Source organism: Pseudomonas sp. NPDC047961 (assembly GCF_050272435.1).
GTDB lineage: Bacteria > Pseudomonadota > Gammaproteobacteria > Pseudomonadales > Pseudomonadaceae > Stutzerimonas.
The window spans coordinates 760,275-785,753 of sequence record NZ_JBNNMD010000002.1 but is presented as its reverse complement, the minus strand read 5'-3'; the positions used below and the strand labels follow the sequence as shown (position 1 = coordinate 785,753).

29 protein-coding genes, 1 tRNA gene and 1 other RNA gene are annotated in these 25,479 nt (G+C 59.8%); 15 read left to right on the top strand and 16 right to left on the bottom strand.

Translation table 11 applies throughout. From position 1 onward, the window contains the following. Positions 1–430: 430 nt before the first annotated feature. The 6 genes from ACQKIK_RS09830 to panM form a co-directional block, all read right to left on the bottom strand. Positions 431–2,128 (bottom strand): DUF6538 domain-containing protein, encoded by a 1,698-nt coding sequence (locus ACQKIK_RS09830; protein WP_499135756.1) that lies wholly within the window; start codon positions 2,126–2,128, stop codon positions 431–433. 152 nt (positions 2,129–2,280) lie between these two features. After that, a tRNA-Phe gene (locus tag ACQKIK_RS09825) sits at positions 2,281–2,356 on the bottom strand. Between the two features lie 161 nt (positions 2,357–2,517). Beyond that, on the bottom strand, positions 2,518–2,790 hold the full coding sequence (locus ACQKIK_RS09820; RefSeq protein ID WP_046161514.1) for an oxidative damage protection protein: 273 nt from the start codon (positions 2,788–2,790) through the stop codon (positions 2,518–2,520). Then, the gene (gene mutY / locus ACQKIK_RS09815) at positions 2,787–3,869 is read right to left on the bottom strand and encodes an A/G-specific adenine glycosylase (protein WP_499135755.1); all 1,083 of its coding nucleotides are present in this window, start codon (positions 3,867–3,869) and stop codon (positions 2,787–2,789) included. The genes ACQKIK_RS09820 and mutY overlap by 4 nt, the downstream gene beginning before the upstream one ends. Further along, positions 3,866–6,088, bottom strand: a complete 2,223-nt coding sequence (locus ACQKIK_RS09810) for an AsmA family protein (RefSeq protein WP_499135754.1) — start codon at positions 6,086–6,088, stop codon at positions 3,866–3,868. The genes mutY and ACQKIK_RS09810 overlap by 4 nt, the downstream gene beginning before the upstream one ends. Before the next feature lie 174 nt (positions 6,089–6,262). Then, positions 6,263–6,661: an aspartate 1-decarboxylase autocleavage activator PanM gene (gene panM / locus ACQKIK_RS09805; protein WP_045431502.1), complete on the bottom strand. Its 399-nt coding sequence runs from the start codon at positions 6,659–6,661 to the stop codon at positions 6,263–6,265. 173 nt (positions 6,662–6,834) lie between these two features. On the opposite strand from panM, the gene hisB reads away from it, so the two are divergent. From hisB to ACQKIK_RS09770, 7 genes are all read left to right on the top strand, one after another. Next, complete coding sequence (gene hisB, locus ACQKIK_RS09800; protein ID WP_499135753.1) at positions 6,835–7,428, top strand: imidazoleglycerol-phosphate dehydratase HisB; 594 nt, start codon at positions 6,835–6,837, stop codon at positions 7,426–7,428. Further along, positions 7,428–8,066 carry an imidazole glycerol phosphate synthase subunit HisH gene (gene hisH, locus ACQKIK_RS09795; RefSeq protein ID WP_045423460.1) on the top strand — a complete coding sequence of 213 codons (639 nt, stop codon included), beginning with the start codon at positions 7,428–7,430 and terminating at the stop codon, positions 8,064–8,066. Before hisB ends, hisH begins: the two co-directional genes overlap by 1 nt. Then, a complete protein-coding gene (locus ACQKIK_RS09790) occupies positions 8,066–8,326 on the top strand; it encodes a DUF2164 domain-containing protein (protein ID WP_499135752.1) in 261 nt (86 codons plus the stop codon). The genes hisH and ACQKIK_RS09790 overlap by 1 nt, the downstream gene beginning before the upstream one ends. A 35-nt stretch (positions 8,327–8,361) precedes the next feature. Then, positions 8,362–9,105: a 1-(5-phosphoribosyl)-5-[(5-phosphoribosylamino)methylideneamino]imidazole-4-carboxamide isomerase gene (hisA, locus tag ACQKIK_RS09785; RefSeq protein WP_045431504.1), complete on the top strand. Its 744-nt coding sequence runs from the start codon at positions 8,362–8,364 to the stop codon at positions 9,103–9,105. A gap of 99 nt (positions 9,106–9,204) precedes the next feature. Beyond that, positions 9,205–9,975, top strand: coding sequence for an imidazole glycerol phosphate synthase subunit HisF (gene hisF, locus ACQKIK_RS09780; protein WP_046161518.1), 771 nt, complete (start codon positions 9,205–9,207; stop codon positions 9,973–9,975). 93 nt (positions 9,976–10,068) lie between these two features. Further along, entirely contained in the window at positions 10,069–10,815 is a 747-nt protein-coding gene (locus ACQKIK_RS09775; RefSeq protein WP_499135750.1) for a substrate-binding periplasmic protein, read from the top strand. A gap of 321 nt (positions 10,816–11,136) precedes the next feature. Next, complete coding sequence (locus tag ACQKIK_RS09770; RefSeq protein ID WP_046161519.1) at positions 11,137–11,883, top strand: substrate-binding periplasmic protein; 747 nt, start codon at positions 11,137–11,139, stop codon at positions 11,881–11,883. 4 nt (positions 11,884–11,887) lie between these two features. Here ACQKIK_RS09770 and ACQKIK_RS09765 read toward each other — a convergent pair whose 3' ends face one another. The 4 genes from ACQKIK_RS09765 to gpmI all read right to left on the bottom strand — a co-directional run bounded on the left by ACQKIK_RS09765 (position 11,888) and on the right by gpmI (position 17,045). Continuing rightward, entirely contained in the window at positions 11,888–12,583 is a 696-nt protein-coding gene (locus tag ACQKIK_RS09765; protein WP_499135747.1) for a divergent polysaccharide deacetylase family protein, read from the bottom strand. A gap of 120 nt (positions 12,584–12,703) precedes the next feature. After that, positions 12,704–14,041 (bottom strand): S41 family peptidase, encoded by a 1,338-nt coding sequence (locus tag ACQKIK_RS09760; protein WP_499135746.1) that lies wholly within the window; start codon positions 14,039–14,041, stop codon positions 12,704–12,706. 43 nt (positions 14,042–14,084) lie between these two features. Further along, positions 14,085–15,344, bottom strand: coding sequence for a murein hydrolase activator EnvC family protein (locus ACQKIK_RS09755; protein ID WP_499135745.1), 1,260 nt, complete (start codon positions 15,342–15,344; stop codon positions 14,085–14,087). 165 nt (positions 15,345–15,509) lie between these two features. Beyond that, positions 15,510–17,045 (bottom strand): 2,3-bisphosphoglycerate-independent phosphoglycerate mutase, encoded by a 1,536-nt coding sequence (gene gpmI / locus ACQKIK_RS09750; protein ID WP_499135744.1) that lies wholly within the window; start codon positions 17,043–17,045, stop codon positions 15,510–15,512. Positions 17,046–17,186: 141 nt separating this feature from the next. Between gpmI and ACQKIK_RS09745 the strand changes: the two genes are divergently transcribed. The 3 genes from ACQKIK_RS09745 (at position 17,187) to secB (ending at position 18,443) form a co-directional block, all read left to right on the top strand. Beyond that, positions 17,187–17,600: a rhodanese-like domain-containing protein gene (locus tag ACQKIK_RS09745; protein ID WP_045423476.1), complete on the top strand. Its 414-nt coding sequence runs from the start codon at positions 17,187–17,189 to the stop codon at positions 17,598–17,600. A 2-nt stretch (positions 17,601–17,602) separates the two neighbouring features. After that, entirely contained in the window at positions 17,603–17,857 is a 255-nt protein-coding gene (gene grxC, locus ACQKIK_RS09740; RefSeq protein WP_045423478.1) for a glutaredoxin 3, read from the top strand. Positions 17,858–17,945: 88 nt separating this feature from the next. After that, positions 17,946–18,443 carry a protein-export chaperone SecB gene (gene secB / locus ACQKIK_RS09735; RefSeq protein WP_499135743.1) on the top strand — a complete coding sequence of 166 codons (498 nt, stop codon included), beginning with the start codon at positions 17,946–17,948 and terminating at the stop codon, positions 18,441–18,443. 49 nt (positions 18,444–18,492) lie between these two features. On the opposite strand, the gene ACQKIK_RS09730 is transcribed toward secB, so the two are convergent. After that, on the bottom strand, positions 18,493–19,470 hold the full coding sequence (locus ACQKIK_RS09730) for an NADPH:quinone oxidoreductase family protein (protein ID WP_148925544.1): 978 nt from the start codon (positions 19,468–19,470) through the stop codon (positions 18,493–18,495). A 186-nt stretch (positions 19,471–19,656) separates the two neighbouring features. Between ACQKIK_RS09730 and ACQKIK_RS09725 the strand changes: the two genes are divergently transcribed. Then, positions 19,657–20,064, top strand: a complete 408-nt coding sequence (locus ACQKIK_RS09725) for a flagellar basal body-associated protein FliL (protein WP_045423484.1) — start codon at positions 19,657–19,659, stop codon at positions 20,062–20,064. Between the two features lie 28 nt (positions 20,065–20,092). Here ACQKIK_RS09725 and ACQKIK_RS09720 read toward each other — a convergent pair whose 3' ends face one another. Then, the gene (locus ACQKIK_RS09720) at positions 20,093–20,542 is read right to left on the bottom strand and encodes an EVE domain-containing protein (protein WP_499135742.1); all 450 of its coding nucleotides are present in this window, start codon (positions 20,540–20,542) and stop codon (positions 20,093–20,095) included. Between the two features lie 192 nt (positions 20,543–20,734). On the opposite strand from ACQKIK_RS09720, the gene ACQKIK_RS09715 reads away from it, so the two are divergent. Beyond that, the gene (locus ACQKIK_RS09715) at positions 20,735–20,884 is read left to right on the top strand and encodes a hypothetical protein (protein ID WP_499135741.1); all 150 of its coding nucleotides are present in this window, start codon (positions 20,735–20,737) and stop codon (positions 20,882–20,884) included. A 50-nt stretch (positions 20,885–20,934) separates the two neighbouring features. Here ACQKIK_RS09715 and ACQKIK_RS09710 read toward each other — a convergent pair whose 3' ends face one another. The 4 genes from ACQKIK_RS09710 to ACQKIK_RS09695 form a co-directional block, all read right to left on the bottom strand. After that, the gene (locus ACQKIK_RS09710) at positions 20,935–21,537 is read right to left on the bottom strand and encodes a 5-formyltetrahydrofolate cyclo-ligase (RefSeq protein ID WP_045423489.1); all 603 of its coding nucleotides are present in this window, start codon (positions 21,535–21,537) and stop codon (positions 20,935–20,937) included. A 6-nt stretch (positions 21,538–21,543) separates the two neighbouring features. After that, a non-coding RNA gene (gene ssrS / locus ACQKIK_RS09705) (6S RNA) lies at positions 21,544–21,722 on the bottom strand. Positions 21,723–21,755: 33 nt separating this feature from the next. Then, a complete protein-coding gene (locus ACQKIK_RS09700) occupies positions 21,756–22,070 on the bottom strand; it encodes a cell division protein ZapA (protein WP_046161525.1) in 315 nt (104 codons plus the stop codon). After that, the gene (locus tag ACQKIK_RS09695) at positions 22,067–22,276 is read right to left on the bottom strand and encodes a TIGR02449 family protein (RefSeq protein WP_019341928.1); all 210 of its coding nucleotides are present in this window, start codon (positions 22,274–22,276) and stop codon (positions 22,067–22,069) included. Before ACQKIK_RS09695 ends, ACQKIK_RS09700 begins: the two co-directional genes overlap by 4 nt. 124 nt (positions 22,277–22,400) lie before the next feature. Between ACQKIK_RS09695 and ACQKIK_RS09690 the strand changes: the two genes are divergently transcribed. From ACQKIK_RS09690 to ubiH, 3 genes are read left to right on the top strand one after another with little or no spacing between them, the layout of a single operon-like run. Beyond that, a complete protein-coding gene (locus ACQKIK_RS09690) occupies positions 22,401–22,955 on the top strand; it encodes a YecA/YgfB family protein (RefSeq protein WP_064480895.1) in 555 nt (184 codons plus the stop codon). Between the two features lie 13 nt (positions 22,956–22,968). After that, positions 22,969–24,300, top strand: a complete 1,332-nt coding sequence (gene pepP, locus ACQKIK_RS09685; RefSeq protein WP_499135740.1) for a Xaa-Pro aminopeptidase — start codon at positions 22,969–22,971, stop codon at positions 24,298–24,300. Further along, entirely contained in the window at positions 24,301–25,479 is a 1,179-nt protein-coding gene (gene ubiH / locus ACQKIK_RS09680) for a 2-octaprenyl-6-methoxyphenyl hydroxylase (protein WP_499135739.1), read from the top strand. It abuts the gene before it with no gap.

The window sequence follows — 25,479 nt, the reverse complement described above, 5'->3', positions numbered from 1 at the left end:
TACTAGATACTAGATACTAGATACTAGATACTAGATACTAGATACTAGATACTAGATACTAGATACTAGATACTAGATACTAGATACTAGATACTAGATACTCGTAGTAATAGTAGTAATAGTAGTAATAGTAGTAATAGTAGTAATAGTAGTAATAGTAGTAATAGTAGTAATAGTAGTAATAGTAGTAATAGTAGTAATAGGGGAGATAGCAAGTCTATAAACACTACAGAGATGGTATGTGATAAGGTTTGGTCTAAGCTATTGGAATCCTTCTAGTCAGAAACCAAGTCACTATCATGGCCGAGAATGCTTGCAAGGTTACTGCGGTTGTATGATCATAGGTGGCAGTAAGAGATATGCTTGACCGAGGAAAAGCTTGCCATTCACGATGGCTAAACTAATAAGCTCCAGGCTATTTATCGAATATCTATGCCGGTTCTATGCCGGGAGCCGTGGGGTACTTGCGTAGTTCTATTGCAATTCGTGATAGCGGCATGCTGCCATAGTCTCGCCCAACCCCGCCGTTGCTATGCCCAGTAATCGCGTCATGTATATCCTCTGGCATGCCAACCTGCCGGCTGAGTGTCTTGAAAGAGTGCCGGAATCCATGGGAGGGGCTGGCTGGGCTATCGAGCCCTGCGATCTCTCGCAGATAGCGTGCCCAGGCTTTGCCCCAATTCACCCCGTAATAGCCGTCAGAATTGGGCGCCAGATGTGGGAAGAGCTGCCCATCTTTCGGTTGGTCGGCCACATATTCAAGAAAGCCGAGAGTGAGCAGGTGGTCATGTAGAGGCACACGTCGACGGCTGCCATAGTTCTTCACTGTACGGCCCCTGTCGTCGTCTCCAAGCGTCGCCAGGATGGAAAGGTAGGGTATGCCCGCCTCGTCTGTTATCACGTCTCTCGCGGCGAGCTGGGCCAGTTCCTCGCGACGTGCTCCGGTGTAGTACATGAGCAGAGGGAGCCAATAGAACGCCTGTCCAAAATCACGTCGAGGCAGGCGCCAGTTTGGATCGACAAATGCCGGGCTCGTGAAGATCTGGTGCAGCTCCGCCTGCGAATAATCCTTACGACGCTTGGCGCTGTTATTTGCAGTTCGCTTCGCTGCCCTGGCAATGCCTGACGCCTCCACTGCGTTCTCTTTGATCCAATCCATGCGCACCGCGAATCCAAGTACGGCGGACAGCGCCCTTAGCTTATTGCCTACTGTTGCAGCGGAGAGGGTGGGTAGCTGCTCAGCCTCAGCCCTAGCTATCAATTGCTGAGCGGACAGCTTCGCTGCGCCTTTAGCTTTGGTGGGAAATCTCGCAAGATAAGCCCGGTACTCCTGAATCGTTGATCTCGTCACGGCGGTAAGTGAGAGGTCTCCGAACAGCTCAACGAATCGACGGATTGTGCTTCCGAATTCGTCCAGTGTTCTGATCGTGCTTCGACTGTTGCCATCGTCGAGCAGCTTCGATTCTTTGTAAGCATTGAACGCATCCAGCAGTGTCTTGCCTTGGGTCGGAGCGGGTGACTTGACCGAAAGCGGCTCGCGCTCCATCACGTTAAATCGTGTGACCCAGTCGCCGTCATGCCTCAGCTTGGCCAGATCGGATAGCTGTAGGAGATGGGTCCAAAATGCTTGGGCTAGATCTTTGAGTGCCTGGCTGTCGGGCGCAGGCCGTGCGATGGCTTCAGCGTTTAATGTACGAAGTACGTAAGGGCGGGCCGTATCGAATGGGTCAATCTCTATGCCCTGCGTCGGCGCGTCGCGCAGCGATATCCACTCTTGGAATTCCTGATGCCCGTCTGGCCCTTCGTTGCTGACGAGCGAGCCCTGTACCAAAAGCGGTTTGAAGTCGCCCGTTCGCTCCAGCTGTTCAAGCTCCGCTCTGAACCAGCGCGCCGCTAACTGTTGGATATCGCGGGCGGTAAGAGCAGACATGCCCGAGAGCTGGGCGCGCGCCAAAGAGAATGCTTCTTCGGACTTGCCCCACTCGGCAGCAAAGCGTGCCTTTGCCTCGCCAGGGTCGCGGGTTTTCAGAGACCGTTTGTATTCAAGACCCAGCGAGGCGCGCAGCTCTTCAGGAACACGACGGCGAAGATAGTAGACGCCAGAGGAATGCTTGAAAGGTTGGGCCATGAAGGAGCGCGCACGGATTCGGGACGATCCGGGAATCATACGGCTGGAAGCTGCCATGTGTACCGCCTTTGTGTACCAAAGTAGGCGGGCTTAGCAGTGCCGTAGATACAAAAAACCCCTGACTCCGTTAGGAATCAAGGGCTTAGATGTAATGGTGCCCAGGGACGGAATCGAACCGCCGACACGGGGATTTTCAATCCCCTGCTCTACCGACTGAGCTACCTGGGCAACGGGGCGCTATTAGACGGATTTGGCTTTTGTCTGTCAAGCGCGGCTTTGGAAATATTTAGCAAGAACGGGCATTTAGCGATGCATGCCGGCGTTCGTGGTTTAAAACGGTTGGCCTGGGTTGGGTAGGACGTCGCTGAGCGTGTCACCCAACCCCGCCATCACTCACTTGGCGGGACGTAGCCTTCGGCCTGTGCGTACTCTTCGCCCGAAAGGAATTTGTCCATCTCGGTTTGCAAGAACTTGCGGTCTTCGGCGTTCATCATGTTCAGCCGGCGTTCGTTGATCAGCATGGTTTGATGCTTCTGCCAATCGTCCCAGGCCTTTTTCGATACGTTGTTATAGATGTCTTCGCCCTTGGTGCCAGGGTAGGGAGGGCGCTCTAGGCCGGGGAGTTCTTCTTTGTACTTGCGGCAGTTCACGGTGCGGGTCATGACATCTCTCCTGCGTTCAATTCGGCAGCGGCGCGCTTGAGCAGCGTCTTTACCGGGGCGGCAAGCCCCAGTCGCGGCGGGGTGGCGAGGTTATACCAGAGCCAGTCTGGCTCGGCCACGGCGTGGGCCTCGGACTTGACCCTGATCAGCCAAGGCTCAATGGCTAGTTGGAAGTGGCTGAAGGTGTGGGTCAGGCCCGGCAGCTCGCGACGTTCTTGAAGTTGTAGGGCGTGGCGTTGGGCGAGCGGGTCGAGCGCTGCTAGGTCGTCCAGCTCCGGCAGGCTCCAGAGCCCGCCCCAGAGGCCCGTCGATGGGCGACGGTAAAGCAGGATCGCGCCATCGGGATTGGCCAACAAGGGCATTAGGGTGCGCTTCTGTGGCAAAGCTTTGCGAGGTTTAGGCACCGGGAATTCGGTTTCCCGGCCCAGCAGATGAGCGCGGCAGCCTGCCTTCAGCGGGCAGAGCAGGCAGCTGGGTTTGCTGCGCGTGCAGAGTGTGGCGCCCAGATCCATCATCGCCTGTGTGTAGTGGTTGACCCGGTTCTGCGGGGTCAGCCGTTCGGCCACTTCCCAGAGTTGCTTGGCGACTTTCGGTTCGCCGGGGTAGCCCTGCTGGGCGACATAACGTGTCAGGACGCGCTTGACGTTGCCGTCCAGAATCGGTGCCCGCAGGCCCATGCTCAGGCTGGCAATGGCTCCGGCAGTGGAGCGTCCAATGCCCGGCAGTTCGGACAACTGTTCCACGTCTCGAGGAAATTCACCGCCGTGCTTGCCGACGATCAGCTTGGCGGTCTTGTGCAGGTTGCGCGCGCGGCTGTAGTAACCGAGCCCGGTCCACAGGTGCAGTACTTCATCTTCGTCGGCATTAGCCAGTGCCTCGACCGTCGGCAGCGCATCCATGAAGCGATCGAAGTAGCCAAGCACGGTGCTGACCTGCGTCTGCTGCAGCATGATCTCCGATACCCACACGCGGTAGGGCGTGATGCCTTGCTGCCAGGGCAGATCCTTGCGCCCGTGGCGGTCGTACCAGTCGAGAACGGCAGCGCCGAACTGCTCGTCGCCCAGTGCTTGTGATGTCATCGATTGAACAGGCCTTTCAGTGCGTCCTTCAGTTCAGGACTGACTTTGTCGCCCAGCTTCTCTTCGATGGTCTGGTTGAGCTTGTCACCCGCTAGTCGGGCGGCGATTTTGCCGAGGCGGTCATTGTCGAATCGACAGGCCTTGGCGCCCAGTTCCAAAGGCCCGCGGCAGCGCAGCGGCCATTCGATACCGACGTAACGCTCGTTGACCGCACAGGCCGGGTCTGGCATCTCGCCCTTGTCGCCCTCGATGACGATGCCGACGCGGTAGTCCATGCCGAGTACGCGCAGGTCCACATCGCCGTTGCCGTTTACCGTGAGGCCGGGAATGCTGACTTTCAGGTCCGGGTTGCTGGCGACGCCATTGCGTAGGGTGAGGTTGCCTTTCAATTCGCGGAACGGCGTGTCCTTGCCGCGCGGCTCGCTGCTAAGCGGCTTGCGATTGAGGGTGGCGATGGCGCGGCAGAGCTGCTGCTCGAGGTTGGCGTCGACGAGGACGCCGTTGTCGATGATGAAGCCGATCTTGCCGTTGAGGTTGTCGATCCAGGCTTGCTGGCTGTTGCCCTGAGTGCGTAGATCGCTGTCCAGGTTAAGCAAGCCCTTGATCACCACCTGTTCGCCCTGGCTTTGCAGCAGGCCTTCGATCGGGACGTGCGCCATGCGGGTCTGGGCAGTGAGCAACGGTATCTGTGGTCGAACGTCGAGGCTTGCCGAGGCTTCCAGTCGGCCGTTGTAGAGCCCTCCGCGCAACTGCTCTAGCGTCAGCAGCCCGCCCGCAGTGCGTGCCTTGAGGGCAAAGTTATCGAGCGGCAGCTTCATTGCAGTGAGGTTGTCGATGTTCAAATTGAAGCGCGTATCCAGGCTGCGCAGTGAGCCGACCGGCAGGACGGTCGCGCTGCTCCAGGCTTGCTGGGTTGGTTTGTCAGGCAGCGGAGTAGTGCCGCTGCCTATCACAGCCGCTTCGGTGGCCTTGACCTCGCTCTGGCGCGCGGCGGCAGCCGCATCATCCTTTCCTGGTGGGGGGAGGTAGCGATCGAGATTGAACTGGTCGCCACTGAGGTCAACTCGCAACGATTGCTTGGCGAAATCGCTGACTGCGATCTGGCCGGTGAAGGTGCTGCCGTCCAACTTCAGATTGAGCTCTTCGAAGGTCAGGCTAGTCGGGGTGCCGGCAAGACGGGTGACCAGCTCGGCTTTGCCCAGCGCGGTGTTGTCGGCCATGGCCGGGAGCTGTTGGCCGATGCTCTCGAGGAATTCGCGCAGGTTGAATTCCGCAATTGACAGTGCCCCGCTGATCTTCGGTTGGTTCTGCAGGTCGCGGGCTTTCAGCTCGCCAAGACCGCGTAGCTGGTTGGCGGTGAACTTAAGGCTGGTCCACTCGGCGATGTCGGCCGCCAGGTCGGCCAGCAGCTGGCCTTGTGCGCTAAAGGAGAGAGTCTTGCCCTGTAACGGCTCGCCGGAGGCCTCACCGCTCAAGCGCAGGTCCTCCAGCTGATAGCGCTGCAATTTGGTATCGAAACGCAACGCGCCCTGTAATTCGGTGCGAGCGCGCATCACCGGCTTGTTGCTGCCGAAAAAGGCGTTGAGTTTGATTGGTATCGAAGTGGCTTCGCGTATGGCCCCCGTGATTAGCTCGATGCCTTCGGCGCTGAATTGCTGCCCGCTTTGCGCATCATGGTAGGTCACCCTTGCATCGCTGATGGTCAGGCTGTCGATGTCCAATTGCAGTGGCCGTCTGGTGTTGTCGGACGGCTGTTCGTCGGTGGAGGGCTCTGCCGGTTGCGCTGCTGCATTGTCGGGTGGCGTTTCGCTAGTGGTCGGACGGCCCACACCTTCCCAATTGCCGCGGCCCTTCTCGTCGCGGTTGAGCGTCAGATTGAGTCCGTTGAGCGTGATGTCGCTCATCTGCACTTCGCGGCTCAGCAACGGCAGCACCCGGACCGAAAGACCCAGCATGCGCAGGTCGGCAAAGGGTTGTTCGGGTGTTTGCACGCTGGCCAGGGTGGTGTCGTGCAATTCCAGGCCGAGCCAGGGGAACAGGCTCCAGCCGATGTCGCCGGAGATGTCCAGTTCGAGCCCGGCCTTTTCGCGAGCAAGTGCACGGATCTCGTCTTTATAGTCGTTGGGGTCGAACAAATGCGTGAGGGCAAAGCCCAGTGCGACGATAAGGAGCAGCAACCCGAGGATTACCAGGCCCAGGATCTTGCCGAGCGATTTCATGGACAGGTCCTTTGTGTTTGGTATTTCAAAAGCAGCGAGTATAACGCCGGGCGCCATGGCTGTTTGCCGTGGCTGGCGTTGGAGTGGCTAGCGGCGCCTGGGTTCCTATGCGCGCCGGTGGCACTGGCACGCACCGTGTCGGTTGCGGCTTCGCGACGAAACGCTGATCGATCGCTAGATGGAGTCCAGCGGCAAATGTGCCCGTGCGGCCAATGCTTGAGCTTCTAGGTGATCTGCCGGTGCCGCCAGATGCAACTCCTTTCCGGCTTCCCGAGCTAGGCGCTGGCTCTCTTCGAGGATCCGCCTGCCCACGCCGCGACGGCGTGTAATCGCGCGCACGCACAGATGCGAGAGGCACCAGTGGGACCCGTCGCGCTGCAGCAGGGCGGCGCCGAGCAGGCGGTCGTTAAAGCGACCTGCGATAAGGCTGCGATCGGCCAGTCCCGCCTCGATCAATGCTGCGGCGTCTGCGTGGGGCGCCAGTAGCCAGCTCGGTGCATCGGCAAAAATTTTCACCAGATCGGTGCGGTCTTGCTGGCTGGGCTCGGTTACGGCTTCAACTGATACGGGCATGGTGACCTGCGGTGCTGATTTGGATGTCCGCAGCATAACCGTGCCGGCTTACCGGCGCACGACAGCTGCCGGCGACTGGCTGTAGCAGCCGAGCCACTGGGCGCGTATCGACGAGGGTGGGTTTGGGCCTATAATGCGGCTCATTTTTCGCCCCACGATCAGCGGAGCTGTTGATGTCCGAACGTACGGCTTACGTAGAGCGCAACACCCTGGAAACCCAGGTCAAGGTCACCATCAATCTGGATGGCACCGGCAAGGCGCGCTTCGCCATCGGCGTGCCCTTCCTGGAGCACATGCTCGACCAGATCGCCCGTCACGGGCTGATCGACCTGGATATCGAGTGCAACGGCGACCTGCACATCGATGACCACCACACCGTCGAGGACGTTGGCATCACCCTCGGCCAGGCCTTCGCCAAGGCCATCGGCGACAAGAAAGGCATGACCCGTTACGGGCATTCCTATGTGCCGCTCGATGAGGCGCTGTCGCGGGTCGTCATCGACTTTTCAGGGCGCCCAGGGCTGCAGATGCATGTTCCCTACACCCGCGCCACCGTCGGCGGCTTCGATGTCGATCTGTTCCAGGAGTTCTTCCAGGGCTTCGTCAACCACGCCTTGGTCACTCTGCACATCGACAACCTGCGCGGGCACAACACCCATCATCAGATCGAAACCGTGTTCAAGGCCTTCGGCCGCGCGCTGCGCATGGCAGTGACGCTGGATGAGCGCATGGCTGGGCAGATGCCGTCGACCAAGGGTTGCCTGTAATGCAGACCGTTGCAGTCATCGATTACGGCATGGGCAACCTGCATTCGGTCGCCAAGGCGCTCGAGCACGTCGGTGCTGGGCGGGTACTGATTACCAGCGATGCGCAGGTGATTCGAGAGGCTGATCGTGTGGTCTTTCCGGGTGTGGGTGCAATTCGCGATTGCATGGCAGAGATCCGCCGCCTGGGCTTCGACGAGCTGGTTCGGGAAGTCAGTGTCGATCGTCCGTTCCTCGGTATCTGCGTGGGTATGCAGGCGCTGATGGAGCGCAGCGAGGAAAACGGCGGCGTCGACTGCATCGGCCTTTTCCCCGGCCAGGTTCGCTTCTTCGGTAAGGATCTTGAGGAAGACGGCGAGCGCCTCAAGGTGCCGCACATGGGCTGGAACGAAATGGAGCAGGCGATTGCTCATCCACTCTGGCACAACATTCCTGCCGATGGCCGCTTCTACTTCGTACACAGCTATTACATCGAGGCCGGCAACCCACGGCAGGTAGTGGGTCGTGGCCACTACGGCAAGGACTTCGCTGCGGCGCTGGCCGATGGTTCGCGCTTCGCCGTGCAGTTCCATCCCGAAAAGAGTCACACCCATGGCCTGCAGTTGCTGCAGAACTTCGCCGCCTGGGATGGCCGCTGGTAATGAGCCGGGCGAAGCTCAAGGTACCGGTCCTTACGCTGGATACCGCTCAGGAGCAGGCTGCACAGCAGATCATCAAGCGCTTTCTGGAGGATCGCTTCGAACTGGAGCTCGGCTCATTCGAGGCTCAGGAAGTGCTCGATCTCTTCGCCCGTGACATTGCTCCGCTGTATTACAACAAGGCGATTTTCGACGTGCAGACGCACCTGAAAGAAAGGTTCGAGAGCATCGAGAGCGACTTGTGGGCGCTCGAGAAGAGCTGACCTTAACCGACACCCGATTTGTACAGGTTCAAGCCATGCTGATTATTCCCGCGATCGATCTTAAAGACGGCGCCTGCGTGCGTCTGCGTCAAGGGCTGATGGACGACGCCACGGTGTTCTCCGATGACCCGGTGGCCATGGCCGCCAAGTGGGTCGAGGCCGGTTGCCGCCGTCTGCACCTGGTCGACCTCAACGGCGCCTTCGAGGGCCAGCCGGTCAATGGCGAGGTGGTCACGGCTATCGCCAAGCGCTACCCGAACCTGCCGATCCAGATCGGCGGTGGCATCCGCTCGCTGGAAACCATCGAGCACTACGTTCGCGCTGGCGTCAGCTACGTGATCATCGGTACCAAAGCGGTCAAGCAGCCAGAGTTCGTCGGTGAAGCCTGCCGCGCCTTTCCGGGCAAGGTGATTGTCGGCCTGGATGCGAAGGATGGGTTCGTCGCCACCGATGGCTGGGCAGAAGTTTCCAGCGTGCAGGCGGTCGATCTGGCGCGCCGCTTCGAGGCCGATGGCGTCTCGGCGATCGTCTACACCGACATCGCCAAGGACGGCATGATGCAGGGCTGCAACGTCGAGGCCACGGTCGCGTTGGCTAACGCCAGCCGCATCCCGGTGATCGCGTCCGGTGGCATCCACAACATCGGCGACATCCAGAAGCTGCTCGACACCAACACCCGCGGCATCGTCGGCGCCATCACCGGGAGGGCGATCTACGAAGGGACGCTCGATGTCGCCGAGGCCCAGGCGTTATGTGATCTGAAATACAAGGACGAGTGATTCGCTGATCAGTGGTGGATCGGTGAAACGTGATCCACCCTACCGCTACTTGCAGCTTGAAGCCTGCGGCTTGAAGAAGCTGCTTCCGGAGATAGCCCCATGGCATTGGCCAAACGCATCATTCCCTGCCTCGACGTGGACAATGGCCGCGTGGTCAAGGGCGTCCAGTTCGAGAACATCCGTGACGCCGGTGATCCGGTGGAAATCGCCCGCCGCTACGACGAGCAGGGCGCCGACGAGATCACCTTTCTCGACATCACGGCCAGCGTCGACAACCGCGACACCACACTGCACACCGTGGAGCGGATGGCCAGCCAGGTGTTCATTCCGCTGACCGTGGGCGGCGGCGTGCGCAGCGTGCAGGACATCCGTAACTTGCTCAATGCTGGCGCCGACAAGGTGTCGATCAACACCGCTGCGGTCTTCACCCCGGAGTTCGTCGGCGAGGCGGCCGATCGCTTCGGTTCGCAGTGCATCGTCGTCGCCATCGACGCCAAGCGGGTTTCTAAACCGGGCGAAACGCCACGTTGGGAAATCTTCACCCATGGCGGACGCAAGCCTACCGGGTTGGACGCGGTGCTCTGGGCGCAGAAGATGGAAGCGCTGGGCGCCGGTGAAATCCTGCTGACCAGCATGGATCAGGACGGCGTCAAGAGTGGCTATGACCTGGGCGTCACCCGTGCCATCAGCGAAGCGGTGCATATTCCGGTGATCGCCTCCGGTGGGGTCGGCAATCTGCAGCATCTCGCGGATGGGGTTCTGCAAGGCAAGGCCGATGCGGTGCTAGCCGCAAGCATCTTCCATTTCGGCGAGTACACCGTGCCGGAAGCCAAGGCGTACATGGCCAGCTGCGGCATCGTAATGCGCTGATCCGGTAAGCCGTAGGCCTTTGAGAATCCGCTTCGAATCGACCAGGGACACAGCCGCGGTATGCGGCTGCCGCATTATCAAGGAGACCACTCCATGTTCAAGACCACGCTGTTGGGGCTGGCCGTCAGCCTCTCGCTGATTGCTGGTGGTGCGCATTCGGCACCGGAACCGATCAACCTGCTCACCGAGAACTTTCCGCCCTATAACATGGCGGTAGACGGCAAGAACTTCGCGCGTGACGAAAATATCACCGGTATCGCCGCCGATATCGTTCGTGAAATGTTCAAGCGCGCCGGCGTCGATTACACGCTGACACTGCGTTTCCCCTGGGAGCGCATCTATAAGATGGCCCTGGACATGCCGGGCTATGGTGTATTCGTCACTGCCCGGTTGCCGGAGCGTGAGGACCTGTTCAAATGGGTGGGACCAATCGGCCCGGACGATTGGGTGCTGCTTGCACGAGCCGACAGCACCATCAAGGTAGACGACCTGCAACAGGCCAGTCAGTACCGCATCGGCGCATACAAAGGCGATGCGATTGCCGAGCACCTCGCGGCGCAGGGGCTGGAGCCGTCGCTCGTCCTGCGCGATCAAACCAACGTGGATAAGCTGCAGAGCGGCGCGATTGATCTCTGGGCAACGGGCGACCCGGCTGGACGCTATTTGGCCAAGCAGCAAGGCGTGACCGGCCTTAAGCGGGTGCTCAAATTCGACAGCGCAGAGCTTTACCTGGCGCTTAACCTCGGTATTCCCGATGCAACTGTAGCCAAGCTGCAGGCTGCGCTGGAGCAGATGCGCGCTGACGGCACGTTAGACACCATCAGCAGCCGCTATTTATAGATAGTTTGCCCGCCGACCTCACGCCGACGTCCCCGCTCGCAGCGTAGTGGCGCTGCGATGCCCTTTATCGGAGCGCTTCCCTGATCCTCCTCAGCTAGCGGGCAGGGCTGTCCTTCCACTGAGCCCTTCGTTTAGCGGCGTAGCCGTCGCTGATAGCAAATTGGCTCGTTCGTTTGTGCGGCTCGTCACATTGCTGGGATAGCTACACGGCGCCTGGTTCACAAGTTGCTACACATCATAAAGGTGCGACACACGCATGGACGCTGCTTGGCAGGTGTCAGCGCTGTGTCGCCTGGGATGTTTGCATACGGGGAGGGAGCGATGAGACGAATTCTAGTGGCCGGGCTGTTGCTGTTGATGGCTGCATCGGCCAGGGCAGAACTGCCCGATGACTACAAAATGGTGCTGCTGACCGAAAATTTTCCGCCTTTCAACATGGCGGCTGACGGCAAGAACTACGCGGCAGACCGCAACATTAGTGGGATTAACGCCGAGATCGTGCGCGAGATGTTCAAGCGTGCCGGGATCGCCTACAGCCTGACGCTGCGTTTCCCTTGGGAGCGCATCTACAACCAGGCGCTGGAACACCCGGACCAGGGGCTGTTCTCCACCACCTACACACCCGAGCGTGAACCACTATTCAAATGGGTCGGCCCGCTGGCCAGTACCGGCTGGGTACTGCTGGCCCCGGCCGGTAGCCCGATGCGGCTGAGTTCGCTCGACCAGGCGCAGCAGTACCGAATCGGTGCCTACAAGAACGACGCGGTTAGCCAGCATCTGGAAAGCAAGGGTTTCGAGCCGATCAATTCACTGCGCGACCAGGAAAACATCAGCAAGCTGCTCAAGGGGCAGATAGACCTATGGGCGACAACCGACCCAGTCGGGCCGTATCTGGCCAAACAAGAAGGCGTAAGCGGACTGACCACGGTTTTGCGCTTTAACGACGCGCAGCTGTTCCTTGCGCTGAACAAGCAGACGCCGGATGAAGTCGTTACTCGGTTGCAGAAAGCGCTGAACGAGATGAAGAGCGACGGCGCTATCGACGCGATCATGCGCCGTTATCTCTGATGACTTATCGATACAGGCCGTTCGCGCCATGGGCGACCATGGCGCGGTTGCCCCGGGTGGCGATCATCTGACCGATGTCCACCCAATCGATACCCTGCGCTGCCAGCTTCGGCAGCTCGCGCTCCAACAGGTCAAGTGTGGCAGGGTGTGGATGACCGATTACCACAACTGAACCTTGCTTGCGGGCCAGTTGTACGGCCGCCCGAAACTGCATGGCAACGGCCTCGGGGCTGGGGTCGTCATCGAGAAAGATGTCACGCGACAGGCTCGCCAAGCCGATGCGTTGCGCGGTCGCTGCTGCAACGGTTGCCGCATTGGTACGGCTGTCGAGAAAGAACAGGTGGCGCTGTTGCAGCTGCCGCATGAGTGACGCCATGGGCTGCTGCCGGTCGGTCATCTGGCTGCCCATGTGATTGTTCACGCCGCTGGCATGGGGCACTTTTGCCAGGGCGCTGGTCAGTCGACGGTCAAGCTCGGCTGAAGGCAGCTGCGGTTGCCAGGCGTAAGGCCCGCCAGCGGGGGCCATGGGCAGATGCAACATGACGGTCTTGCCTGCCGCTTTGGCCCGCTCGGCCAAGTCCGTGGCGTTCTGGGTATCCGGCAGAATCGCCATGGCCACTGGGCCGGGCAGGGCCAGAACGCGTGCATCCCGTGCCGCGTTCTGCCCAAGGTCATCGATTACCAGCACCAGCTTCGGCATTCGCGAGACGGTTGCCAGGTGATTTGCTGCGGCTGTTTTACTGTCGCCAGTCGTAGCCCCGCCAATTGCCGAGAGCGGGACCAAAACCCCTACTAACAGAGCTAGAACCCAAGGCATCCGCTACTGGCCGCGGGTGAGGTTCAACCCCTTGAGCAGATTCAGTGCCTGGCCGAGTTGGTAGTCTTCGTCCTGAGGGCGCGGAGAGTCGCTGATGACCGGTGCCGTAGTAGGACGTTCCGCGCCGCCGTTGCCATTGCCGAGGTGCCCGGCCAGGTCGGCCTCGCGGATGCCTTCCGCAGCTTGTTCCCGCGTCAGTTTGGCACGGGTGACCCGGATATCCGGCTCGATTCCCTGTGCCTGAATTGAGCGTCCGTTGGGTGTGTAATAGAGCGCGGTGGTGAGCTTGAGTGCACGGTCGTTGTTCAGTGGAAGTACCGTCTGCACCGAGCCTTTTCCGAAGCTGTCGGTCCCCATGACTACACCACGCTTCTGATCCTGCAAGGCCCCGGCCACGATTTCCGACGCCGAGGCGCTACCACCATTGATCAGCACGACCAGCGAAACGCCTTCGCTGGCATCGGCCGCGTCTGCGTTGAAGCGCAGCTCGGAGTTGGCGATGCGGCCTTTGGTGTAAACGATCAAGCCATCAGTCAGGAAATGGTCGGACACTTCCACCGCAGCCTGGAGCACCCCGCCGGGGTTGTTGCGCAGGTCGAGCACCAGCCCGTTGAGCTTCTTGCCATTTTCCTTGCGCAAGCTCGCCAAGGCCTTACCGACTTCCTCACCGGTATTGATCTGAAACTGCGTTACGCGCAGGTAGCCATAGCCGGGCTCAAGCAGCTGACTCTTGACGCTGTTGACCTTGATCACCGCGCGATTGAGCTTGACGGTGAACGGCTTGCCCCCCTCACGCACCAGTGACAGCGATATATCGCTGCCTGGTTTGCCGCGCATCATGCCAACCGCATCCATCATGGACATGCCCTTGGTCGGCTTGCCGTCGATCTTGACGATCAGATCGCCAGCCTCAATGCCGGCCTTGGACGCTGGGGTGTCGTCGATTGGCGATACTACCTTGATGAACCCGTCTTCGATCCCGACTTCGATCCCCAGGCCGCCGAACTCACCGCTGGTGCTCTCCTGCAGTTCGGCAAAGGCATCAGGTTCGAGGTAGGCGGAATGCGGGTCGAGGTTGCTGAGCATGCCCTTGATGGCATTTTCCAGAAGTGTCTTGTCGTCGACCGGCTCCACGTATGCGGCCTTGATCCGGTCCAGCACTTCGGCAAAGGTCCTCAGCTCCTCCAGCGGAAGCGGCGCTTTTTGGGTCGCGGCGTTCAGCTGCAGCGGTTCTGGCGCGATCTCTGCGGGCGATTGCTGCGCCCAGGCGCTACCGTACACCCCTAGCATGACGGTCAGGGCCAGGGTGGAGGGTTGGGCGAAACGGCACAGGTGCAGCATGTTTGACTCCAGTTGTGAGGGGCGCGCTAACAGCCGGCTCGGCTTATCCCTGCGCACGACACCATTGTGCCGGATCGCTCGGGCGACCCTGTTGGCGAATGGCGAAATAAAGTGCGGCAGCTTCTTGCCCGCCACTGGTTCCTACGGTGGCGATCGGATCGCCCGCCTTGACGATGTCTCCTGCATCACGCAGCAGGCTCTGGTTGTGCCCATAAAGGCTCAGGTAGCCGTTGCCGTGATCGAGGATCACCAACAGGCCGGCGCCACGCAACCAATCAGCGAATACCACCCGGCCCCCGTGAACGGCTCGGACCTGGGTACCAACGTCGGCGCCGATCAGCACGCCGTCCCACTTGGTTCGAGCGTCGCCACCGCGGGGAGTGCCATAGCGTGCGACCAATCTTCCGTCTACCGGCCAGGGCAACTTGCCCTTGGCCTTGGCGAAAGGACCGCCAATATTCCCGCCAGCGCTTGAGACTATTGGGCCGGCCGGTGCTGATGGAGTGCGGCCGGCCTGTTGCTGGCGTGCCTGCTCTTCGCGGGCATCGGCCAACGCGCGTTGACGCGCCTGCTCGGCTTCACGCGCCTGGCGAGCAAGGGTTTCTTCGATGGTCTTGAGCACCCGCTCCAGCTGCGCCTGCTCCTGCTTGCGTGCTTTGAGCTTCTGGTCGCGGCTGGACAAGTCTTTATCTAGTTTTGCCAGCGTTACCTGACGCTCCTTGCGGACTTCGGCCAGTTGCTCGCGGCGTTGTTTGAGGCCGTCCTGCTGTTCGGCTAGTGTTGCCTGCTGCTTCTGAATGCCGTCTTCTACGCCGGCCAGTTGGCGTAGCGTCTCGTTAAAGCTTTCGAGCTGCTCGAAGCGGGCTTTGCTGAGATAGTCATAGTAGGTCAGGGTACGGCTGAATTTTTCTGGATTCTGCTGGTTGAGCAGCAGCTTCAGGTATTCCTGGCGGCCGCTTTGATAAGCCGCGCGTGCCTGAATGCCAATCAGGCGTTGTTGTTCGAGGCGCGCATCTTCAAGCGTGGCTTTCTCGTCGTTGAGGCGTTCCAGCTCGGCTTCGCTGCGATCGATTTCCTGCTGCAAAGAGTCGACCTGTTTCTCCAGCTGGCCCATCTCGCTTTCGGTAGTCTGCAGTTGCTTCTGGACCGTGGATTTCTCCTGTTCGATCTGCTTGAGCAGCTTCTGCAATTCCGCGACGTCCTGGCGTGCCGCTTCGATCTGCTTGCGCGCATCGGCGCGCTCGTCGGCCATGGCTGGGCCAAGCAGGCAAAAAAGCGCTAATACAAGAAGAATACGGGGCATGAGAGGGCGTAACCGTGAGTTCAACGACTACCGTAGTATGCCTAAAAACCAAGCTGGAAGCTTGAACCCCAGAGCTGGAGGTAACAGCCTGGCTTCCAGCTTCCAGCTTCCAGCTTCCAGCTTCCAGCTTCCAGCTTCCAGCTTCCAGCTTCCAGCTTCCAGCTATCAGCTCAGCTCGACAATTGAGCGGCCGGTCATTTCTGTCGGTACCGGCATGCCCAGCAGCGTCAGCATGGTCGGTGCGACATCGGCGAGCACGCCGCCTTCGCGGATGGTCAGGTTACGCTTGCCAACATAGATGAAGGGAACCGGCTCGCAAGTATGGGCGGTGTGCGCCTGACCAGTCATGACGTCCTCCATCTGCTCGACGTTGCCGTGATCGGCAGTGATCAACGCTTCGCCTCCGACCTTTTCCAACGCTTCAACGATCCGTCCGACACACTTGTCCAGGCATTCCACGGCCTTGACCGCGGCCTCGAACACGCCGGTGTGGCCGACCATGTCGCCGTTGGCGTAGTTGACGATGATGACGTCGTAACGCTGGTTCTCGATGGCCTCGACGATGCGATCAGTCACTTCGGGCGCGCTCATTTCAGGCTGCATGTCGTAAGTGGCAACCTGCGGCGACGGAATCAAGATGCGCTCTTCGCCCGTAAAGGGGTCCTCGCGACCGCCGGAGAAGAAGAAGGTGACGTGGGCGTACTTTTCGGTCTCAGCAATGCGCAGTTGGGTCTTGCCGTTGTTGGCGAGATATTCGCCGAGCACGTTGGTCAGGCCTTCCGGGGCAAACGCGCTGGGCGCCGGGATGCTTGCTGCATATTGCGTCAGCATGACGAAGCCAGCCAGTTGCGGTACCCGGGCGCGCTGGAATTCGCTGAAGCCAGGCTCGACGAAGCAGCGCGTCAGTTCACGTGCACGGTCGGCGCGGAAGTTCATGAACACCACGGCATCGCCATCCTCGACACGGACCGGCTCGCCAATGGTGGTAGCCTTGACGAACTCGTCGCTCTCGCCGCGCTCATAGGCGGCAATCAAACCGTCAACAGCATAATCGGATTGGTAGTCGGCTTTGCCGTCAACAATCAGGCTGTACGCCTGCTCGACCCGGTCCCAGCGGTTGTCACGATCCATGGCGAAGTAACGACCGATCAGGCTCGCAACGCGGCCCTTGCCCAGGCGGGTGAAGGTCGCTTGCATCAATTCGATGGAGTGCTGTGCGCTCTTCGGCGGCGTGTCGCGGCCATCAAGAAAGGCGTGCAGGTAGATTTTTTCGGCGCCGCGCTTGGCAGCCAGCTCAGCCATCGCAACCAGATGATCCTGGTGGCTGTGAACGCCTCCGTCGGAAAGCAAGCCGAGGATATGCACGGCCTTGCCTGCACCCACTGCCTTATCGACTGCGGTGCAGATGGTGGGGTTCTCGAAGAACTCGCCGTCGCGGATGGATTTGGTGACCTTCGTGAAGTCTTGGTACACCACGCGGCCCGCGCCCAGGTTCATGTGGCCCACTTCGGAATTGCCCATCTGCCCGTCCGGCAGACCCACATCCATGCCGCTGCCAGAGATCAGTCCGTGCGGTTGGCTGGCGAGCAGGCGGTCATAGACTGGCTTGTTGGCGGCGTGGATGGCATTGAATTCAGGATTGTCGCTGTGTCCGAAGCCGTCGAGAATGATCAATACCAGGGGTTTGGGCGCTGCGGGCATGTGTCTGGCTCCTTGCACGGGGTCGCGAAAAAAGGCGGCCAGTCTAATAGTTGGCCGGTTGGGCGTCACGATTCGCAGGGTTCAGCCTGGTGGGGGGGCTGTGTATACTGGCCCGCATTTTATCCCCCGGGTACCCTTTAGATGGTCGCTAACCTGATTGAATTTGTCTCTAACCACTATGTTCTTGTCAGCATCTTCTTGGTGTTGCTTGTGCTTCTCGCCATCACCGAGGCACGCAAGGGCGGCAAGAGCCTGAGCAACCGCGAGCTGACCGGTCTGGTCAACCGCGACGAAGGCGTGGTGTTGGACGTGCGCGCGAAGAAGGAGTTCGACGCGGGCCATATTGTCGACTCATTGAACATTCCCCACGAGAAGCTGGTCAGCCGACTGGGCGAGCTGGAAAAGCACAAGGGCAAGACCATCGTGGTCGTTGATGCCATGGGCCAGCACGCCGGAACGGCCTGCCGTGAACTGCAGAAGGCGGGCTTCACTGCCGCGAAGCTGTCCGGAGGGATTTCCAGCTGGCGCGGCGAAAATCTGCCAGTGGTTAAATAATTATGTCCAAAGTCGTCATGTACACCACCGCCTGGTGCCCGTTTTGCATCAGGGCCAAGAGCCTGCTTGATCGCAAGGGCGTCAGCTACGAGGAAATCCCCGTCGATGGTAAGCCTGCGTTGCGCTCGGAAATGGCGGCAAAGGCTGGCCGGACATCTGTCCCGCAGATATGGATTGGTGACGAACACGTCGGTGGCTGCGATGAGCTGCACGCGTTGGAGCGGGCTGGCCGCCTGGACGCGATGCTTCAGGCGTGACTCGAATAAAACGGCCTGTCGGTAGCGGGTAAAACCTTGCTACGGGCGGCGCGACTCAAACTCGACATGCACAACAAGAAGGCTTCAAATGACTGAACAAGCAAACAACGGTGCCGCCGCAGGTCAGGAAGAGCAGGGCGCGCAGTTTTCTCTGCAGCGGATCTATGTCCGTGACCTCTCTTTCGAAGCCCCGAAAAGTCCGGAAATCTTCCGCCAGGAATGGAACCCGAGCGTTGCGCTGGATCTGAACACCAAGCAGAAGTCGCTGGAAGGTGATTTCCATGAGGTGGTGCTGACGCTTTCCGTAACGGTCAAGACCGGTGAGGAAGTGGCGTTCATTGCTGAAGTGCAGCAGGCCGGTATCTTCCTGATCAAGGGCCTCGAAGCGCAGGCCATGAGCCATACGCTTGGCGCGTTTTGCCCAAATATCCTATTCCCCTATGCGCGGGAAACACTCGACAGCCTGGTCACGCGCGGCTCCTTCCCTGCGTTGATGCTGGCGCCGGTGAACTTCGACGCGCTCTACGCCCAGGAAATGGCGCGCATGCAGCAGGGCGGCGAGAGTCCAGCTACCACCGCCCATTGATTCGGCGGCCGCTCGTTGCACACAGCTGTGGGCAACGAGCGAATCCTCTTTAGCGGACCTTCACGACCAGCTTGCCCACCGCCTTGCGCTGCCCCAGCGTATTGATTGCATCGGCTGCCTGCTCCAGGGCAAATGTCTGTGACACCAGTGGCTTCAGCTTGCCCTCAGCATGCCATGCGAAAAGCTGCTTGAAATTGGCCGCGTTGTCGTGTGGCTGCCGTTGGGCAAAGGACCCCCAGAACACACCCACAAGCGAGGCGCCTTTCAGAAGTGGCAGGTTGGCGGGAAGCGATGGGATATCTCCTGCTGCGAAACCGACCACCAGCATGCGACCATTCCAGGCGATGCTACGAAACGCTTCTTCGAACAGTGCGCCGCCAACCGGGTCGTAGATGACGTCGACGCCCTGGCCAGCAGTAAGCTCTTTCAGCTTTTCCTTGAGGCTGGTTTCGCTGTAGTTGATGAGTTCGTCAGCTCCTGCATTTTTTGCCACTTCCAGCTTCTCGGCAGTCGAGGCGGCGGCAATGACTTTTGCCCCCATTGCCTTGCCGATCTCTACGGCAGCCAGGCCGACCCCGCCGGACGCGCCGAGAACCAGCAAGGTTTCGCCCGGCTGCAGGTTGGCGCGCTGCTTCAGTGCATGCATCGAGGTGCCGTAGGTCATGCTAAAAGCCGCGGCGGTCTCGAAATCCATCTCCTGAGGAATCGGCAATACGTTGTGCCCAGGGACCGCGACCTGTTCAGCGAAACTGCCCCAGCCGGTTAGACCCATGACGCGGTCACCGACCTTCAGGTGAGTAATCTTTTCGCCTACGGCCGCAACCACCCCAGCCGCCTCGCCACCTGGGGAAAACGGAAACGGTGGCTTGAACTGATACTTGCCCTCGATGATCAGTGTGTCTGGGAAGTTGACGCCCGCTGCGTGCACATCGAGCAGCACGTCGCCCTTCTTGATCTGAGGGCTGTCGCACTCTTCTACGACGAGATTTTCGGCCGGGCCGAATGCTTTGCACAGGACAGCTTTCATCGAGTTTCCTTTTATTGTCGTATCTGGACTGATGGCACTCATGGCCTGGGTTGTGTCCGGTCAGTCTAGAAGGCTGCTCGGGCGACGCAACGAGCATGTTCGGCTCTGATGGCAATTCATAAGGCTGGGCTTGGGTCCGTGCGTATCACTGGGTATGCTGGCGCCAATAGCCCTAGGAGCAGTTCTGTGAAACGCATCATTCTTCTCTGTCTGGCCCTGGGCCTCGCGCTGCCGGTATTCGCCAACTCCCCCGAGCCCGAAGAGGGCGCAGCTGCAAAGACTATCTACTACGGGTTGGTACCCGCATTGGTCGGCAACTATGGTTCCGACGGTAAGCTCAAGTACTACAAGGCAGATATCGCGCTGCGAGTAACCGGCAGCGAAGCCGAGGCCAAGGTCAAGCACCATGAGCCGCTCATTCGTAATCAGCTGGTCATACTGTTTTCCCAGCAAACGGACGCCAGTCTCGGCTCGGTCGAAGCCAAGGAAGCGTTACGTCAGGAAGCGCTCAAACAGGTACAGGCGGTGTTGACTCAAGAAGAAGGCAAGCCCTTGGTCGACGACCTTCTGTTCAACAATCTGATCATTCAGTAGCCGTGGTTCCAGCGGGCGGCTTGCTGAGTCAACGGAGTGAAAGCACGGCCTGCCATTCCGTCTCGGTAACAGGCATGACCGAGAGCCGACTACCTTTCTTGACGAGCGGCATCTGCGAAAGCGCCGGCTGCGCCTTCAGTTGGGGCAGGGTCAATGTCACCAGAAAACGCTCGACGAAGCCTACGTCCACAGCATCCCAGGGATTTTTGGACGTAGTTGCCTTCGCATCGTAATACGGGCTAGCAGGATCCAGTGCAGTTGGGTCCTGATAAGCGCTGCGGGTGATTTTTCCGATACCGGCGATACCCGGTACTGCGCAGCTGGAGTGATAGAAGAAGAATAGGTCCCCCTCGATCATGTTTCGTAGGAAGTTGCGTGCTTGATAATTGCGCACACCGTCCCAGCGACCAGTTCCTAGTTGCTGTAGGTTTGCGATTGAAAACTCGTCGGGTTCGGACTTCATGAGCCAGTACGGCATGGTCTTTGCTCGCTGCTATCTGCATCTTGGGTCCTCAAGCGAAACTCCCCGACAACCGGTCGCAACGCCTGTTTGCGTGGCATCGGTGCATAGCGGAGAATGCCGCGCTTGAGGTTGGCATTGTCGAGTCTGAAAAACTAAAACGATACTGACTCGAATGAAACTATTCGCCTGGCAGGGGAGGCGAAAACTATGAAACGCAAGCCAGATATTCTTTGGATATTGGTGCTGATCTTTGGCCTCGGTGTCGTCACTACCGGCTATACGCAGGGCCTTTGGGAGCAATCAGGAGATTCGTCTTCGATGGTTCCGATCAGTCACTCTCAGCAGCTTCAACGCTGATCGAGTCTGCCGCATGGATGCGGCTAGCGACACTCTCCGCATCACCCGCCTCATCCCCCGTACCAACTCTGGTCCGTCACGGTAGCCTGCAGACTCACATCCCAGGGTTCTAGCGGTAGTCTGTCCACCTTCTGGCACTCATGCGCGAGCCCAAGAAGTGTCGGTTTGTGACCATTTTTGCGCCTGCCGCGATATGCCAGGCTTCGGTCGTAAAAGCCGCCGCCCATGCCCAGGCGCCCACCGTCCTCGTCAAACCCCACCAAAGGCATCAGTACCAGATCGAGTGTCCAGATGCGCCTTTGCCGGTTCGGGCGAAACGCGGGTTCTGCAATGCCAAAGCGATTCGGCCCCAGGCGCTCGTTCGGCATGAGCCGTTGAAACACCATGCGTGTCCGCGGCCAGGCGTTGAGCACTGGCAGATAGGTCGCCTTGCCGCGACGCTGCGCTTCAAGCATTAACGGGCGGGGGTCGATCTCGCCGTCGTTGGGCAGATAGAAGGCGATGTGGCGAGCCCGGCGAAAAATCGGGTGCTGGGCCAGTTGTCGGTAGAGGTTTCGTGCTGCCCGACGTTGTTGAGTCGGAGAAAGCTGGCGGCGCGCTTGGCGCAACTGACGTCGCAGCGCCGGGCGAGAAAGGCCTTCGGCTACGATCATGAAATGAGGCTCCCCAGCATGCCGCTGCCCGCGTAGGCCCTTGAACCCGAGAGTTCAAGGTGGCGACTACAGAGTACCTTAAGGCTTTCCGTCAGGCGGACATGCACACCGGCACTACGTGTAGCCTCCATTGTGTTGCTTATCGGGAGAGGGTCATCGCCGACTGGCGAACATGCCAGGGAGTGGGCGGGATTATAACGCAATCTGGCTGCCGTTCATCAGTTGCCGGTTGGGTTTGGATCGGCGGCCAGTGCGCTGTCGACTCGTTCCAGCAGGGAGCGTACATGCTCCCGTGCGCTGTTGGCCTCGGCATCCAGTCGGTCATGCTTATGTAGCAGCTCGTGAGTGATGTTCAGCGCGGCCATGACTGCAACGCGATCAGCGCCGATGACTTTGCCGCTGCTGCGGATCTCGCGCATTTTGCGGTCCAGGTAATGGGCGGCGCCTTCCAGATTGCTGCGTTCTTCGGGTGGGCAGGAGATGCAATATTCCTTGTCCATGATGTGCACGGTAACGGTGTTCGGCTGGGTCATGAGTCCTGCTCCAGAGCTTTCAGGCGCGAAATCATTGATTCGACCTTCACGCGGGCCATTTCGTTCTTTTCGATCAGATGAGCGCGCTCCTCGCGCCACGCCTGCTCACTCTGGCGCAGGAGTCGATTCTGCGCCTTGAGTTGTTCGGTACGCTGAATCAGCTGCTCCAGCTTGGCAGTCAGCAATTGCAGGTCGGCGTCTTCCATGGGATTCCCGGGTCAGTGGCGCGAGCGCTGGGTAGGCCGGCTTCGATGGTCTTGGCTCGTATGCCGATGCTAGGATACAAGGCCTTCATTCTAGACATTAGCGCCTCTGCGCGCCTAGCTGCCAATGCCCATTCAGAACTCGCCTTACGCTGCTTTCGCTACATTGTTGGCCAGCAGTGCCCAACCCGTCACACCCGCCGAGCTACATGGACTGTTGCTCGGGCGCAGCTGCGCAGGCGCTGGTTTCGACGCCGAAACCTGGCTGATCGATGCTGTCGAGCTGCTTGGTGCTGAACCTGACGAGCCGGTGCGCCAAGCACTTATCGGACTGCAAGAAATGGTCAAAGGCGAACTTGCCGGCGATGACATCACCATCGTCCTGCTGCTGCCGAGCGATGAGGCATCGCTGACCGAGCGTGCGCTGGCTCTGGGTCAGTGGTGCCAGAGTTTCCTGACCGGATTCGGTCTGGTCGCCGGCGATCGTGCGCTGAGCGGCGAAGCGATGGAAGTGCTTCAGGATCTGGCGGCCATCGCGCAGATCCAGGACTCGCTGGATGAGTCCGAAGATGGCGAGAACGACTACATGGAGGTCACGGAATACCTGCGCGTAGCGCCCCTGCTGCTATTCACTGAGTGCGCTAAGCCGGTACCGCCGACGCCCAAGCCTTCCCTGCATTGAGGACCGCTCGTCCATGACCCGTATCCCCAAGTCGGAATATGTCCGCCGGCGCAAGGCGCTGATGGCTGAGATGGAACCTAACAGCATCGCCATCCTGCCGGCCGCGCCGATGTACATTCGCAACCGCGACGTCGAGCACATCTACCGTCAGGACAGTGATTTTCAATATCTCTCCGGATTTCCCGAGCCCGAGGCAGTGATTGCGCTGATCCCGGGTCGAGAGCACGGCGAGTATGTGCTGTTCTGTCGGGAACGCGATCCGGCTCGCGAGTTATGGGATGGTCTGCGCGCGGGTCAGGATGGCGCGATTTCGGACTACGGCGCTGATGATGCCTTCCCCATCGGCGATATAGACGACATTCTTCCCGGTCTGATCGAGGGGCGTTCACGCGTCTACTACGCGATCGGCAGCAACCAAGAATTCGATCATCGCTTGATGGAATGGATCAACACGATCCGCTCCAAGGCCCGTCAGGGGGCGCAGCCGCCGAACGAATTCGTCGCCCTAGACCATCTGCTGCACGACCAGCGCCTGTACAAGTCGGCGAACGAAATAAAGGTGATGAAGCACGCCGCGGAGATCTCCGCGCGCGCCCATATCCGTGCCATGCAGGCCAGCCGTGCTGGACTCTACGAATACCATCTCGAAGCCGAGCTGGATTACGAGTTCCGCAAAGGCGGAGCGAAGATGCCGGCCTACGGTTCCATCGTCGCGGCCGGAAAGAGCGCTTGCATCTTGCATTACCGCGAGAATGACGCACTGCTCAAGGATGGCGACCTGGTGCTGATAGACGCCGGCTGTGAAATTGATTGCTACGCCAGCGACATTACCCGCACCTTCCCGGTCAGCGGCCGCTTTTCGCCCGAGCAGAAAGCTATTTATGAGCTGGTCCTGGCTGCCAACGAAGAAGCCTTTAAGCATATCGCGCCCGGCAGGCATTGGAACGAGGCCCACGAGGCGACCGTTCGGGTAATCACAGCCGGATTGGTCGAGCTGGGATTGCTCCAGGGTGACGTCGATGAGCTGATTGCCGCCGAAGCCTACAAACCCTTCTACATGCACCGCGCCGGTCACTGGCTGGGCATGGACGTGCATGATGTCGGTGATTACAAGGTCGGCGGCGAATGGCGCGTGCTGGAACCCGGCATGGCGATGACCGTCGAGCCGGGCATCTATGTTGCGGCTGACAATCAGGACGTGGCAAAGAAGTGGCGCGGCATCGGCGTACGCATCGAAGATGATGTGGTGGTCACCCGCAACGGTTGCGAAATTCTTACTGGCGGTGTGCCTAAGTCCGTTGACGAGATCGAGGCACTGATGGCGGTTTCCGCCGAGGTCGCGTAGATGGCAACGTTGGCGATCATCGGAGGTGGGCTGGTCGGCGCGAGTTTGGCGTTGGCACTGCAAAGTGGAGCGAAACAGCGTGGCTGGACGATCGAGCTGATCGAGCCGTTCGAGCCGGGCAACCACTACCAGCCCAGCTATGACGCGCGTTCTACCGCTTTGTCCTACGGGACCCGGCTTATTTACCAGCGCCTGGGTATATGGGATGAGATCGCCGAGCGCGCAGAGCCAATCACCGATATCCATATATCCGACCGCGGTCGTGCAGGTGTCACCAGGCTTGACGCCAGTAGTCAGCGTGTCCCGGCGCTGGGTTATGTCGTGGAAAACGCCTGGATCGGCCATTGTCTCTGGCAAGCACTCGATGACGACGTAGTGGTTCGCCATTGCCCTGCTGAAGTCGAGCAGATGCGAGCCGTGCCGGGCGGCTATCACCTGACATTGACTGACAGTCAGACGCTCGGCTGTGATCTCGCGGTTCTGGCCGATGGTGGTCGCTCAGGGCTGCGTGAGCAGCTCGGCATCAAAATCAAACAATCGCCCTATGGGCAAACGGCGCTGATCGCCAATGTTACGCCCGGTATGCCGCACGGGGGTCGCGCGTTCGAGCGCTTCACCGATGAGGGGCCGATGGCGTTGCTGCCGCTGCCGGATAACCGCTGCGCTCTGGTCTGGACTCGGCCGGAACGGGATGCAGCGCGTCTTGCCGCGCTCCCTGAAGCAGAGTTCCTCGAAGAGCTCCAGCAGGCGTTCGGCTATCGGCTTGGCGGTTTTCAGCAGGTTGGCGCGCGGCACCTCTATCCGCTTGTGCTGATCGAAGCTGAAGAGCAGGTTCGCTCTGGCCTGGTCGTACTGGGTAATGCTGCGCACAGCTTGCACCCTATCGCCGGGCAGGGTTACAACCTTTCCCTCCGTGACACCGAGGCCCTTGCGGTCGCGCTCTTGGGCAGTTTGGCGCCGCCGGGCGACCTGGGCGTATTGCAGGCTTACCATCAAAAGCAGCGCTCGGACCAGCGCGTCACGGTGGGTTTTTCCGATCAACTGACCCAGCTGTTCGGTGATTCGGGGCGCCTTTTCATTGCCGGGCGGAATCTTGGATTGCTGGGGCTGGATCTGCTGCCGCCCGCCAAAGCCTGGTTCGCGAGACAGGCAATGGGAATGGGCGTACGCGAGCGTTAG

Coding starts and splice junctions, on each gene's coding strand:
- ACQKIK_RS09830 (WP_499135756.1), bottom strand. CDS start 2,128: ATGGCCCAACCTTTCAAGCATTCCTCTGGCGTCTACTATCTTCGCCGT.
- ACQKIK_RS09820 (WP_046161514.1), bottom strand. CDS start 2,790: ATGACCCGCACCGTGAACTGCCGCAAGTACAAAGAAGAACTCCCCGGC.
- mutY (WP_499135755.1), bottom strand. CDS start 3,869: ATGACATCACAAGCACTGGGCGACGAGCAGTTCGGCGCTGCCGTTCTC.
- ACQKIK_RS09810 (WP_499135754.1), bottom strand. CDS start 6,088: ATGAAATCGCTCGGCAAGATCCTGGGCCTGGTAATCCTCGGGTTGCTG.
- panM (WP_045431502.1), bottom strand. CDS start 6,661: ATGCCCGTATCAGTTGAAGCCGTAACCGAGCCCAGCCAGCAAGACCGC.
- hisB (WP_499135753.1), top strand. CDS start 6,835: ATGTCCGAACGTACGGCTTACGTAGAGCGCAACACCCTGGAAACCCAG.
- hisH (WP_045423460.1), top strand. CDS start 7,428: ATGCAGACCGTTGCAGTCATCGATTACGGCATGGGCAACCTGCATTCG.
- ACQKIK_RS09790 (WP_499135752.1), top strand. CDS start 8,066: ATGAGCCGGGCGAAGCTCAAGGTACCGGTCCTTACGCTGGATACCGCT.
- hisA (WP_045431504.1), top strand. CDS start 8,362: ATGCTGATTATTCCCGCGATCGATCTTAAAGACGGCGCCTGCGTGCGT.
- hisF (WP_046161518.1), top strand. CDS start 9,205: ATGGCATTGGCCAAACGCATCATTCCCTGCCTCGACGTGGACAATGGC.
- ACQKIK_RS09775 (WP_499135750.1), top strand. CDS start 10,069: ATGTTCAAGACCACGCTGTTGGGGCTGGCCGTCAGCCTCTCGCTGATT.
- ACQKIK_RS09770 (WP_046161519.1), top strand. CDS start 11,137: ATGAGACGAATTCTAGTGGCCGGGCTGTTGCTGTTGATGGCTGCATCG.
- ACQKIK_RS09765 (WP_499135747.1), bottom strand. CDS start 12,583: ATGCCGAAGCTGGTGCTGGTAATCGATGACCTTGGGCAGAACGCGGCA.
- ACQKIK_RS09760 (WP_499135746.1), bottom strand. CDS start 14,041: ATGCTGCACCTGTGCCGTTTCGCCCAACCCTCCACCCTGGCCCTGACC.
- ACQKIK_RS09755 (WP_499135745.1), bottom strand. CDS start 15,344: ATGCCCCGTATTCTTCTTGTATTAGCGCTTTTTTGCCTGCTTGGCCCA.
- gpmI (WP_499135744.1), bottom strand. CDS start 17,045: ATGCCCGCAGCGCCCAAACCCCTGGTATTGATCATTCTCGACGGCTTC.
- ACQKIK_RS09745 (WP_045423476.1), top strand. CDS start 17,187: ATGGTCGCTAACCTGATTGAATTTGTCTCTAACCACTATGTTCTTGTC.
- grxC (WP_045423478.1), top strand. CDS start 17,603: ATGTCCAAAGTCGTCATGTACACCACCGCCTGGTGCCCGTTTTGCATC.
- secB (WP_499135743.1), top strand. CDS start 17,946: ATGACTGAACAAGCAAACAACGGTGCCGCCGCAGGTCAGGAAGAGCAG.
- ACQKIK_RS09730 (WP_148925544.1), bottom strand. CDS start 19,470: ATGAAAGCTGTCCTGTGCAAAGCATTCGGCCCGGCCGAAAATCTCGTC.
- ACQKIK_RS09720 (WP_499135742.1), bottom strand. CDS start 20,542: ATGCCGTACTGGCTCATGAAGTCCGAACCCGACGAGTTTTCAATCGCA.
- ACQKIK_RS09715 (WP_499135741.1), top strand. CDS start 20,735: ATGAAACGCAAGCCAGATATTCTTTGGATATTGGTGCTGATCTTTGGC.
- ACQKIK_RS09710 (WP_045423489.1), bottom strand. CDS start 21,537: ATGATCGTAGCCGAAGGCCTTTCTCGCCCGGCGCTGCGACGTCAGTTG.
- ACQKIK_RS09700 (WP_046161525.1), bottom strand. CDS start 22,070: ATGACCCAGCCGAACACCGTTACCGTGCACATCATGGACAAGGAATAT.
- ACQKIK_RS09695 (WP_019341928.1), bottom strand. CDS start 22,276: ATGGAAGACGCCGACCTGCAATTGCTGACTGCCAAGCTGGAGCAGCTG.
- ACQKIK_RS09690 (WP_064480895.1), top strand. CDS start 22,401: ATGCCCATTCAGAACTCGCCTTACGCTGCTTTCGCTACATTGTTGGCC.
- pepP (WP_499135740.1), top strand. CDS start 22,969: ATGACCCGTATCCCCAAGTCGGAATATGTCCGCCGGCGCAAGGCGCTG.
- ubiH (WP_499135739.1), top strand. CDS start 24,301: ATGGCAACGTTGGCGATCATCGGAGGTGGGCTGGTCGGCGCGAGTTTG.